The organism is Prevotella sp. CAG:255 (genome assembly GCF_000431195.1).
Classification (GTDB): Bacteria; Bacteroidota; Bacteroidia; order Bacteroidales; family Bacteroidaceae; genus Prevotella; species Prevotella rara.
On the sequence record NZ_HF986781.1, the window covers coordinates 86,996 to 98,757 of the forward strand.

The following is an 11,762-nucleotide window of genomic DNA, read 5'->3' on the forward strand; positions in this document are numbered from 1 at the left end:
GGAAAACAATTCTGTTTATAGATATTTTACGCCTATCTTTGCAACAGAAAAATAACAAAAATGTCTGAGCTGACTGGAAACAGAGACTGAGACAGGCAAAAAACAATAACAAAATAAAAGGAGACTACGCTATGAGAAGATTCAGACTATTATCGCTGCTAATGCTTCTGACGCTCACATGCGCAACAACAGGAGCCTCTACACTGACTGAGACATCGTATATAACTCAGCCCAAACACCATAAGAAACATCACCACAAGGCACCGCCACATAAAAAATATCATCACAAAAAGCGCCCTGCTCCGCCGCCGCACGGACGCCCGCCTGGAGTGGTGATACATCATAACCACAGGCCGTACATCTACTCACACGGACGTTACTATTGCGACAGGGGCGGCACATACGTTGTGGTAAAGCCGTCAATCGGAATGATTGTGCCAAGTCTGCCCACCGGCTATGTAACGGTTAAGCGTCCGCACGGCAGAATAGGCTATGCATTCGGCGGAGTGGTTTACGAGAAAATTACTTCTAACGGAGCATTTAAGTTCAAAATTGTAGGTTTCTTATAAAAAATAAATTCCAAATCTAAAATGATATAACCCCAAGACCTAAAATGATATAAACCTGGAAACCCTAAATAATGCTTTAATTTTGAATATAAAAAGAAAGTATGAACGCTGCAACAACCCCATGCGCGTTCATACTTTTGTTTTCATAAATATGCTGCTATTTTTTTATCAGCCCATAGGCAACAGCCATGTCTGCCACTTCGTCAGCCATCTCGTCGCGAAACCATACGGGCGACAACACCTCGACCGCCCCGCCGCGTGAAAGCAGTTCCTGACGGAAATCGAACGTCGGCTTTATGTAATACTCAAATACGGAATAGTCTGAATATGTTTCTGTCTCGGTCTGCGAAGAGTGAAGTCTAAGCGAACGCAGATACATACGCTGACGGCCGTACACCTTGATGCGTACCCGTTCCGGCTTGATGTCTTCGGTTATTATTCCGAAACAGCTTGAGAACCATGCTTCAGGGTCGAAGTCCTTTGGATATGTAAACTTATTGTCTGTGGTGTCAAGCCTTAATATCCTGTCGAGCGAGAATGTCCTTACGGCATTGCGCTCGTCGCATAGTCCCACGACATACCACCGCTGCCTGAACACTTTGACGCAATAAGGACTTATGGTATAAATCTTAGCCTCGCCGTCAAAGTATCCCTTATGGCTTATCTCTATCTTCAGGCTGTCGCGCATAGCCTCTATCACCGGTGCAAGATAATCCCGGCCCGACGGTATTTCCTCAAACAATATGCGCCGCTTCAGATGATGGCTCTCATTTATAAGATTGTTAACCGCAAACGTATTGAGCAGCCAGTTGCGTATGCCGCCCCGCTCCATGTCCTCGGCATTCCCGATTTAATAATAGTAGCCGTGCCGGCGGTCGCATTCAATGTTTATGTCAAACACTTTCTCTATGGCTTTGCGCCAGTTATGAAACGTGCGCAGAGGCAGGTCTACGCCTTCGCTTAGCTGCGAGCGCAGCCACCGCTCGTTTATCTCCTCGAAGGTTATGTTCCGGGCACGGTAGATGGTGTCAACCAGCCAAATGTATTTGTCAAAAAGATCTTGTGTCATATTTTATTCTTATTTAAATGTCAATTTATATTACGATGTCTTTCGTGATATTCCTGCATCACTAATGAATCCCACTCTCGGCATCGGATTTTTGTGTATCAGTTCCTCATCACATTTCTCCTTTATATATTCCAGACTCATTTTCTCTTTTCCATAGAGGATGAGGTCGATGGCCTGCTTGCGCGCAACGTTCTCAATCTGCCCGCCGCTAAAATCATAATGATAAGCCAGATAGCATATATCTTCGTCACTGATTATAGGTATCATGCTCTTCCAGATGCCGCATCGTGCCACAATGCTCGGCTTTTCGAACTCTATCTTATAAAGGAAGCGGCGCTCAAAGGCTTTGTCCAGATTCTCAGTAAGATTCGTCGTGGCTATAAATATACCCTCGAGCTGTTCAAGCTCCTGAAGAATTATGTTCTGTATTGAGTTCTCCATCTTTTCCACAGCCCGGTCGGCACCTTTCTGCCTGATGCCAATCAGAGCGTCGGCCTCATTAAAAAGCAGGATTGGTGTTACATCTGAGGAGTTTACCAACGCGCTGTAACGGTCAAAAAGGTTTTTCACATTCTTCTCGCTCTCGCCAACCCAGCAACTTTTCAGTTCAGCATAATTCACCTGTATTACATCACGGTGTGTTGCCTTAGCCAGCTGCATAACAGTTTCAGTCTTTCCCGTTCCAGGTGCGCCATAAAACAAGCACGTAAAGCCTGAGCGCATTCCTACTCTCTTTAATTCGCTGCACACTTTGGTGTATCTTTCTTCGGTGAGCAACTCTTTCAGCTGCTCGACCTGACGGCTTTCGCGTTTGTTATAGTACATCTTGCACTCCGTTATGTCTTCATGCTTTATCAGCTCTTTGAATCTGGTCGTAGCGTTCAAATTCATGTTCAGCTCTGACAGAAACTCCTGTTTAGCCTTTACCGTCAGGTTATATTTCTCGTGGTTGACCAGTCCGTCTTCATTACAGAATTGAATCAGTCCGTTCTTTTGCAGCATGCTTTCGCCTCGAGAGAGCTTACCCTTCAGCTTATTTGCAATAGCCCTATTCTTGAATAAGTCTCTAAAACTTTGCGTGTCCAGGTTGTAATCGTTGTCACAAACTAAACGACTTGCCCAGAAAACAAATATTATGCCTTCGTCATTTACAGTATGGTCACAGATAAGTTTATAGGTACGCAACTGCTTTACAAACTCAAGATTTCTGTTTGTTTCAAGCAAACTGAATAATTCTGAAATAAATTCTTCATACTGCAAATAATCATAAACACGAGATTCAAACAGACTGTAAATCTCACAAAACAACTCATCGCAAGTAAGAAGCTTAGGCTCAGCCGGCACAAATGCCTCATTATGCTTAAACGCATCTATCACATCAGGCCCCATGGCGTATGTTGTTTCACCACGTCTGTTTTTTATGCGTATCATCTTTCTTTTTAAAAGCTCGTCAATCTCAGTGCTGTAGTTTATCATCCTTACCATACGGCATTTCAGATATTCTGCCAAAGTTCGGAGTTCGACATCTCTGTCCCAGCAGTTGTCTACAAACAGCGACAGCAGCACGGCTTGTACTTTGTTCACGGACAATTTACGGCACACATAACTGATATAACGTTTTGCCTTCTCATAAAACTCATCGCTCAGGTTTGAACCTTCAGAGAGCTCTACGATATTATCCATAGCCGTCATCAATGTCAGCTTTTCTTTCTTCTCTGTCTTTTCTGTCTGTTCGCCTGTTTCTGTTTTCACTTTTAATTCTCCCATCTTATACATCCTTTATGTTTTTACTTTATCATCTCCAAACTGTATAAGCCTGGTGTCTGTTCCGTCTTTTTCAGACAAAGCTACCTATTTAGCAGCCTTTCCGTGTACATCCAAGCCACACAGTTATGTTTTACGGATGCAAAGATTGCCATTAGCTATGCCAAAATAAAGCACAACCAAAATATTTTTCTACTTTTACATGCTCGATATCACCAAGATTACATCAACATGCTGGCAGTGATACCTAAAGAATTTGCTATATTGTAACATATTGTCTTTCAAAATTTTCTTATTTCAAAAATCTCTGTCGTAATTTACATAATGCCGTAGTTCGGCATCAAAAAAATCTGTCAGCATTTCGGAAAGTAAGGTGTTGTACACACTGTCAACAACATACAATCTGAAACACTGACAGACAAGTCTCATGATAATATTACTTTTATAACTTAAAGCTTAATCCTGCTCCACGCTTCTTCAACGCCAGACATCATGTCAGAATACATTTTTTCGTGCGTATCGCCTGTATAGGTTGGATGCCAGCTGTCAATAACCATCTTACGGGTTCGTGGAGAATAATATACCCAGTTGTTCAGTTTTAGCAAGTCTGTAAGATAATTCTCTGCAACAAAATCCTTTATTGCTCCTGAAGCGCCACAACATAAAAGAATGTTTGCGTCATAGGCAGCAATCTGTTTCACCAGCAAGTCTTTATAACGCTCCATATACGACTTCAACACAGAAGTTTCAATGCTGCTCGTACCTACTTGTTTTTTGCAGTTTACACGGGCTACGGGTGCCTGGTCGTAAAATGGCCGATAAACATCTTGTCTGTCTATTTCTGCAAACTTCTTGGCATGTCCGTTGGCGTCGATCGTCAGCAATCCGTAAACCCAGCGCATGAGATTCTTATAGAACGGTGCAGAAACCACAACATTATTTTCGCCAGAGAAGTTGTTGCGTCCTGTCTCCGCACGTATGTCCCACGCTTCCTCATCATTAAGGTCTTTGGTCAGTATCAACACACGCCTCTTGGCACGCTCCCATATAGCATTCTCATTGCCCGGTTCACGGCTCCAATAGCCGTCTTTATAAACAAACCGTCCACGATAAAGCAGTCCGTCAGGTGCTAGTTCGCAGCCATCACCGTTGGCGACAGAACGCTTCCGCCATTCAGCAAAAATATTATCTTCAAATTGCTTATAATTCATTTTCTATAAATCATATTTGAATTAATTTATGAGCCATACTAAAATTAAAAAGGCCAAAAGAAATTATATTAAAATCTCCGCATGTTTCCATTCTAAATCATATGGCTTATTCTATTTTCAGTTTAACTAAAACAGCCCTGCAATAACGTGCCAAAACCATGTCATCACCTTTATTGTCAACAACACAAGGAAATAAATAATCACGCACAGCATAACTATGAGAACAGCCATCCTCACCGCCTTGCGGTTTATCTCACTTATAACCTTTTTGTCGCCTTCAACAAATCCAACAATCAGTTTAAAATTTCGGACAAACGACTTGTTGAACACGTCAATGACATCACCGACATAAAATGGTATAAGTCCCATCGCTATATCACACAGCGCATTATAAATCACCGCCAGTGTCAACGGCACCGACCGTATCTTAACTGCACTGACATAAATGTAAGGCAGCGTAAGCAACTGTGTGAACAAGTCACCAAATCCTTCAAGCAAAAAGCCCAACACAGCATCAAGATAATATTTATCCATCAACCGCGTAATCCTTTCTGCAAGTTGGTATGATTTGGATGACTTTATTTCATACTCTGAAATATTCATATTCATTTAATCATATATAAAACATCATTAGTGTCTACTAATGTTTATTTTGAATTACTTATTCTCATATCTCTCCCAAATACTCTTATAAAATTTAAGATTATTAGGCTGAGTTAAATAACCTTTTGGCAAAGTCCTGATACTTTGGCATTTTGGACATCGCAGTGGCATTGAAAATATGGTTGCAGCATATTCTATATCCGGACCGATGAAGTTATTACCACACTCGGTGCAATGAAATTTTATAAATCCTCTTAACATAATCTTTATTTTTTACGTTATACATTAATTTTCAATTCCAAAGATACGCCTATGATATGCCATACTAAAGCATAAGGTCAATAACTTGAACGGAAATTTCAGTAAAACTAAAGAGCCATGTTATTTTCACAGCGCCGGAGAGTGGTTGCCCTTATTCGGACCTTTTGGATGATTTACGCACGGTGCTGCTGTCATCAGCATTATCGACGGGAACTTCCGACCGCAATATTTGCAGGTGTATTCGCTCTTCTCCGTGCCTTCATACAGCTTGTGGCGACCTTTGTTCGGGCCGTCGGGATGGCGGACACACGGGGCTGAAGTCAGCAGGCGCACTGACGGAAAGCGATGACCACAATACTCACAATAATAATATTTCTGCTGCATTTTTCCTCCTTTCTCCGACTGAATACCGGATGACAATACGATTAATGCCAAAAGGCATATGGCGGTTATAGATATAGTCGGTATTTTGTTTTTCATTATTATCTTATCAAATTTGTGTCCTTCAATATTTATTTAACAAAAATAGAGCATTTAAATCTGCCAATCAAGTTCACAATGGTTCACTTCACAATTATTAACCCAAGAGTGTTCTTGTGTTTTTGCATTATGTAACACGTTACAACAAATAATCAGATGCCATGCAACCAACCATCAAGTTACGTTTTCTGTTTACAAAAAGCGGTGTGAACTCACTCCCCCACGCTTTCTGAGAGTAAGGTTCTGGCAAAACCCGATAATAAAGAAAACATGAAAGAGGAATCCACACCAATAGCATGGTGTGAACTCGCTCAGACAATCATTCATTACTATCAGGATTGAACTGCCAGATTCTACTCCCTGAACGTCACTGTCTGTGCGTGTACACAAGTACTTCTGTCTGTGCGCATTTTTCTGCACACAATATGTCAAAGGCAAAGATATTAATTTTTCATCAACATTCAAACCTTTTGTCTGAAAACTTGTGCAGTCCTCTTTCATTTTCTATTTTTCAAGCAAATATAGGGCAATGTTATGCCAACATAGAGCATATGTTTGATGATAATGCCATAATTCTGCCGATAACCGGCAAGTAATAATATTACATAATGGACAATTTGATTTTATAGAAGATTCTTTCTGAGCATCAAAACAAATGCTTCTACATTGAATGGCAGTAAAAGCCTGTAGCAGATATGCCATAATAACCAATACATATATCATATGACAAGTCAGAGGTCAAAGGCAATAAAAGTGTCATAAAGCCTCTTCGGCCATAAAACTATATTGCAACATCATTCTCATAATTCAAATTTAAGTTAATGCATACGACACAAAGTGATAAAAATCACAAAATAAACAAACCAAAGACACATATCAAGAGCTTTTCTTACCAAAATATATGTATATTTGCAAAATCCAATCAATGTGATAAATATCATTTCAATTTGTATTGTTATGAACAAAAAAGCAATTTTCACAATGGTTCTGGCAGGATTCCTTGGCTTGGCACAAGCCCAAAACAACTCCACATCTTTAGAGCATATAAAATCTGTAACAGCTGTAAGCAAAGTGCTTGGTGACGGACGCAAGGTGTCAACTGTCATTCTGGAATACGACACTCCTATAAGCAACAAGAGCCTGTCGGCCGGCAGTTATGCAGTCGTCGGCAAGGAGGTGACAGACGTATATGCCAATAATGTGCCGGAAAAGACAGAGAAAGGCACAGACGGAAAGTATGTCGTCATTGAGGTGAAAGCAGAAGTTGACTTATACGCACAGCCAAAACAGCCCACAAATGCTGACCTGGAAAAGAAAAAAGAGCGCGACCTGATGCAGGGTGGCCCTGGACTGAGGGCCGGATGGAGCACTGGAGGAGACGACGAATACCCCGGCAATGCTGTCGTGGTGCAGATAAAGGATATAAAAACTGCCGGAGGAAAAACCTATAAGGCCAGCGACACACAGATAAACAGCACTGAAGAGAAGTGCCTTGTAGCAGACGACTTCAGGCAAGAAGAATTCGTCAGCCCGTATACAGGACAGGTGCTGCCATATAACATATATTTGCCCGAAGACTACGACCCCGCAAAAAAATATCCTCTTGTCCTGTTCATTCACGATGCCGGAGTGGCAAGCTCTCAGGTAAAGCAGCCCCTGTATCAGGGCAACGGCGCCACGTCATGGGCTGAACCTGAGGCGCAGGCACGGCACAGATGCATTGTGGTTGCACCCGAATATCCTTATATAACAGTAGACGACAACTGGAACTACAGTCACCATCTCGACGCGACAATAGCATTGCTGAAAGACCTGCAGACACGCTATTCTGTAGACAGCAGCCGGATATACACCACGGGGCAGTCGATGGGCTGCATGTCGTCTATCGTGATGATGCTCAAAGAACCCGACATGTTTGCCGGAGCCCTGCTTGTTGCCGGCAAATGGCTTCCGTCTATCATGGCACCCCTTGACAAACAGAATATATGGATTATATCATGTGAGGGCGACAGCTCGTCCAACTCACTGCAAGGACAGGCTGTTGAGATATGGCGAAACCAGGGAAGCAAAGTGTCTGAAGCTACATGGGACATGACACAGACACCAGAAGCGCTCTCTGACGAAGCCGACAAAATGAGGGCCGAAGGCAACCATCTGCTCTTCACACATCTCACAGGCGGCAACCACCGCGCTACATGGTTCGTGGCTTACGGAATAAAGGGCGTGCAGGACTGGCTCTTCGAACAGCATAAATAGCGGCTACAGAAAAAACTGTCTATTGGCTGTCATGAAACGGTATTCTCAATCTGATTTGTCAAACACAAATGAAGATACCAATAATCTTTTATCAACAGCTAACAGCATCTTACCTTATAAAAGGCCATCTTTCGGGTATCAAAAGGACACCTTTCGGCACTCAAAAGGTATGCTTTTGCATGGAATGAGAAGAAAAGCCTGTAGCTGACGTAACATAAGCCAAATGCATTTATCATAACATGGAAAAGCAATAGAAATATTTTTCATAAAAACTTATCACTCGTCACATCTACGCATAAGTTACTGACAATAAGACACTTACGCTGTGATGAGTTACATTTATAACTCATCACATTCAGGGTCAACCTAAATCAGGGAAAGGCACATTCTGCCCAAAACAGTCAAACGTGACGAGTGAGAAAGTCAACTCATCACGCCATATCTCATTGACGGTCAGCGTGTTAAACCGCAATGTGACGAGTGATGAGTTTCTTTCAAAAAGATTATATGGCTTATAACAATAAAAACAGACTTTTGACATTGCCAGACAAAACGAATAGCCATGCATGTTAGCACCAATATCACAAGCCCGCCTATATTACGCAACAAGGGCAAATGCGTCATATAGCATTTGCCCTTGCAGGTTAACCCCAATCGGTCATTAGACCGCACATAGTTTTATCAATTTTGTGTATTCATGCTTTCAGCCAGCCTTTTTGTTTCTATTGGCGTCTTTTTGTTCGATTTTTCTTGACATAACCCGCTATGCCTGCAAAAAATCCAACCAAAAGCCGCTCAATATAAAGCAAAAATACAGACTGAATCCTAATAACCGATTTGGGGTTAATTGTATATCATGCGCAGACGATGCCGCGCAAAAAGCCTGTTCTGTCAGCCAGACTTACTCCCACTCGATTGTCGAAGGCGGCTTTGACGAGATGTCATAGCAAACGCGGTTGACGCCTTTCACCTTATTGATAATCTCGTTAGAAACCTTAGCCATAAAGTCGTAAGGCAGATGTGCCCAGTCGGCTGTCATGGCGTCTGTGCTCGTTACGGCACGCAAAGCCACAGGATGCTCGTAAGTGCGCTCGTCGCCCATGACTCCCACGCTGCGTATCGTAGAAAGAAGCACCGTTCCTGCCTGCCAAACCTTGTCGTAAAGACATTCGCCGTCTTCACAGATATAGTTGTGCATTGCCTCGATATAGATGTCGTCGGCATCCTGAAGTATGCGCACCTTCTCGCGTGTGATGTCGCCGAGAATACGAACAGCAAGACCCGGTCCGGGGAACGGATGGCGCTTGATGAGGCGCTCGGGCATGCCAAGCTCGTAGCCTACGCGGCGCACTTCGTCCTTAAACAGCCACTTCAGCGGCTCGCAGAGCTGCAGATGCATCTCCTCCGGCAGTCCGCCAACGTTGTGATGACTCTTGATAACCATACCTGTTATGCTCAGACTCTCAATGCGGTCGGGATAGATTGTGCCCTGTGCAAGCCACTTGGCATCAGTAATCTTCTTTGCCTCGGCATTGAACACCTCAACAAAGTCGCGGCCTATAATCTTGCGCTTCTGCTCAGGGTCGGTAACGCCTTCAAGATCTTTGAAGAACTTCTCGCTTGCATCAACGCCGATAACGTTGAGTCCGAGTCCCTGATATGCCTTCATAACCTTCTGGAACTCGTTCTTGCGCAACATTCCGTGGTCAACGAAGATACATGTAAGGTTCTTTCCGATGGCACGGTTAAGCAATGTAGCACAAACCGAAGAGTCTACACCGCCGCTCAGACCGAGGATTACGCGGTCGTTGCCCAACTGCTCCTTAAGCTCGCTCACCGTAGAATCTACGAATGAAGCGGGACTCCACTGCTGCTTGCTTCCGCAAATGTCAACAACAAAGTTCTTGAGCAACAGCTTGCCCTGTGTTGTGTGGAACACCTCTGGGTGGAACTGAACAGCCCACAATGGGTTGGTGTCGCTTGCATAAGCGGCATACTTAACGTCGGCTGTTGAAGCAATCACATGGCAGTCGGCCGGTATTGCGGTGATGGTGTCGCCGTGGCTCATCCATACCTGAGAGTTCTCTTCGAAGCCTTTAAACAGAGCATTGTCGGCATCGAATGTCCTCAAGTTGGCACGTCCATACTCGCGTGTGCCGGTCTTTTCAACCTTTCCGCCGTTAGAGTTGGCAATAAACTGCGCTCCGTAGCAGATGCCGAGCACCGGATATTTGCCTACAAACTGACTGAGGTCTACCTTGAAGGCCTCTTCATCATGAACAGAATAGGGCGATCCGCTCAGAATCACACCGATAACGTCGCTGTCGTCTTTCGGAAACTTGTTGTAAGGCAAGATTTCGCAAAACGTGTCGAGCTCACGCACTCTACGGCCTATCAGCTGTGTGGTTTGTGAACCAAAATCGAGAATAATAATTTTCTGTTGCATATTATTATAATTGGTTTATAAAATTTTCTGCTTCTGCAAGTGTGTCAAGTTTTCCTACGTCCATAAGCCTCAGGTCGGTTTTGTCGTATCCTTTTATCACCACTTTGTCGCACACTTTAAGATAAAAGTCTATTATGCCGAACTTGTCGGGGAATTCGTCCATAAGGCCGAACATAGACGGCGAGATGACATGTATGCCCGAGAACGCCAGCATGCGGCAGTCGGCAACATTCAGGTCAGGGTATGGACTTCTTACCTCGCCCGTCTCAATGTTTGTCCATCCTTTCAGCCTCATGTCGTCGTCAAAGAGCAGATAGCGCTTTGTCTTACGGCTGCTTACAACAAGCGTCGCGGCGCTGTCGCCGTGCATGGCGTACAGATGTGCGAGGTCAACGTTGCTCAATATGTCTACATTATGTATCAGCACAGGTTTGTCGCTGTCGAACAGCGGCGCGGCTTTCTTTATGCCTCCGCCCGTGTCGAGCAGCTTGTCTGTCTCGTCAGACACCCTGATGTCTGTGCAGAAGTTATCGTTGTCTTTAAGATAACCGACAATCTGCGACGCAAAATGATGAACGTTGACCACAATGCGGTCGGCTCCGGCATCTTTCAGCTTTTCAATAACGCGCTCTATCAGCGGCTTGCCACCTACTCTGACAAGTGCTTTCGGCATGGTGTCGGTAAGCGGTTTGAGCCTTGTGCCCAGTCCGGCTGCAAATATCATAGCCTGCATCTTCAGCATATTTTTTGAGTTTTTATTTCATTTCAACGCCTCAAGCGTCTGTGTTATGTTTTGTTCTCTGTGTATGATATGCACCTCTATGCCGAACTTCTTGTTGATATGTTCTGCCAGATGCTGTGCCGAATAGACGCTGCGGTGCTGTCCGCCTGTACATCCGAAACAGAACATCAAGCTTGTGAATCCGCGCTGGATATAGCGGCGCACATGAGCATCAGCAAGTTTATAAACGCTGTCGAGGAATGTCAGTATCTCTCCGTCGTCCTCAAGGAAACGTATAACAGGTTCGTCAAGTCCCGTAAGTTTCTTGTACGGCTCATATCGTCCGGGATTATGTGTGCTGCGGCAGTCGAACACATAACCA

General features: G+C 43.9%; 11 protein-coding genes. 2 read left to right on the forward strand and 9 right to left on the reverse strand.

The window, feature by feature from the left end; genetic code table 11:
• The first annotated feature begins 131 nt into the window (after window positions 1–131).
• Window positions 132–569, forward strand: coding sequence for a DUF6515 family protein (locus tag QVO66_RS03410; protein WP_021853998.1), 438 nt, complete (start codon window positions 132–134; stop codon window positions 567–569).
• A gap of 157 nt (window positions 570–726) precedes the next feature.
• Here QVO66_RS03410 and QVO66_RS03415 read toward each other — a convergent pair whose 3' ends face one another.
• From QVO66_RS03415 to QVO66_RS03440, 6 genes are all read right to left on the reverse strand, one after another.
• On the reverse strand, window positions 727–1,401 hold the full coding sequence (locus QVO66_RS03415) for a helix-turn-helix transcriptional regulator (RefSeq protein ID WP_021853999.1): 675 nt from the start codon (window positions 1,399–1,401) through the stop codon (window positions 727–729).
• Between the two features lie 18 nt (window positions 1,402–1,419).
• The gene (locus QVO66_RS03420) at window positions 1,420–1,638 is read right to left on the reverse strand and encodes a hypothetical protein (RefSeq protein ID WP_021854000.1); all 219 of its coding nucleotides are present in this window, start codon (window positions 1,636–1,638) and stop codon (window positions 1,420–1,422) included.
• A 30-nt stretch (window positions 1,639–1,668) separates the two neighbouring features.
• Complete coding sequence (locus QVO66_RS03425; RefSeq protein ID WP_021854001.1) at window positions 1,669–3,405, reverse strand: ATP-binding protein; 1,737 nt, start codon at window positions 3,403–3,405, stop codon at window positions 1,669–1,671.
• A gap of 446 nt (window positions 3,406–3,851) precedes the next feature.
• On the reverse strand, window positions 3,852–4,613 hold the full coding sequence (locus QVO66_RS03430; RefSeq protein ID WP_021854003.1) for a hypothetical protein: 762 nt from the start codon (window positions 4,611–4,613) through the stop codon (window positions 3,852–3,854).
• Between the two features lie 126 nt (window positions 4,614–4,739).
• Complete coding sequence (locus tag QVO66_RS03435; RefSeq protein ID WP_288172526.1) at window positions 4,740–5,147, reverse strand: DUF4112 domain-containing protein; 408 nt, start codon at window positions 5,145–5,147, stop codon at window positions 4,740–4,742.
• Between the two features lie 456 nt (window positions 5,148–5,603).
• A complete protein-coding gene (locus tag QVO66_RS03440) occupies window positions 5,604–5,957 on the reverse strand; it encodes a hypothetical protein (RefSeq protein WP_021854006.1) in 354 nt (117 codons plus the stop codon).
• A 957-nt stretch (window positions 5,958–6,914) separates the two neighbouring features.
• Here QVO66_RS03440 and QVO66_RS03445 point away from each other — a divergent pair.
• Window positions 6,915–8,213, forward strand: coding sequence for an alpha/beta hydrolase-fold protein (locus QVO66_RS03445; RefSeq protein ID WP_288172528.1), 1,299 nt, complete (start codon window positions 6,915–6,917; stop codon window positions 8,211–8,213).
• A gap of 901 nt (window positions 8,214–9,114) precedes the next feature.
• Here QVO66_RS03445 and guaA read toward each other — a convergent pair.
• The 3 genes from guaA to QVO66_RS03460 all read right to left on the reverse strand — a co-directional run.
• On the reverse strand, window positions 9,115–10,659 hold the full coding sequence (guaA, locus tag QVO66_RS03450; protein WP_021854009.1) for a glutamine-hydrolyzing GMP synthase: 1,545 nt from the start codon (window positions 10,657–10,659) through the stop codon (window positions 9,115–9,117).
• Window positions 10,660–10,663: 4 nt separating this feature from the next.
• Window positions 10,664–11,392 (reverse strand): nucleotidyltransferase family protein, encoded by a 729-nt coding sequence (locus QVO66_RS03455; protein ID WP_288172536.1) that lies wholly within the window; start codon window positions 11,390–11,392, stop codon window positions 10,664–10,666.
• Between the two features lie 27 nt (window positions 11,393–11,419).
• The coding region (locus QVO66_RS03460) for a RapZ C-terminal domain-containing protein (RefSeq protein ID WP_288172530.1) at window positions 11,420–11,762 on the reverse strand (343 nt) is incomplete at its 5' end.

Coding starts and splice junctions, on each gene's coding strand:
- QVO66_RS03410 (WP_021853998.1), top strand. CDS start 132: ATGAGAAGATTCAGACTATTATCGCTGCTAATGCTTCTGACGCTCACA.
- QVO66_RS03420 (WP_021854000.1), bottom strand. CDS start 1,638: ATGACACAAGATCTTTTTGACAAATACATTTGGCTGGTTGACACCATC.
- QVO66_RS03440 (WP_021854006.1), bottom strand. CDS start 5,957: ATGAAAAACAAAATACCGACTATATCTATAACCGCCATATGCCTTTTG.
- QVO66_RS03430 (WP_021854003.1), bottom strand. CDS start 4,613: ATGAATTATAAGCAATTTGAAGATAATATTTTTGCTGAATGGCGGAAG.
- QVO66_RS03455 (WP_288172536.1), bottom strand. CDS start 11,392: ATGCAGGCTATGATATTTGCAGCCGGACTGGGCACAAGGCTCAAACCG.
- QVO66_RS03425 (WP_021854001.1), bottom strand. CDS start 3,405: ATGGGAGAATTAAAAGTGAAAACAGAAACAGGCGAACAGACAGAAAAG.
- QVO66_RS03445 (WP_288172528.1), top strand. CDS start 6,915: ATGAACAAAAAAGCAATTTTCACAATGGTTCTGGCAGGATTCCTTGGC.
- guaA (WP_021854009.1), bottom strand. CDS start 10,659: ATGCAACAGAAAATTATTATTCTCGATTTTGGTTCACAAACCACACAG.
- QVO66_RS03415 (WP_021853999.1), bottom strand. CDS start 1,401: ATGGAGCGGGGCGGCATACGCAACTGGCTGCTCAATACGTTTGCGGTT.
- QVO66_RS03435 (WP_288172526.1), bottom strand. CDS start 5,147: ATGGATAAATATTATCTTGATGCTGTGTTGGGCTTTTTGCTTGAAGGA.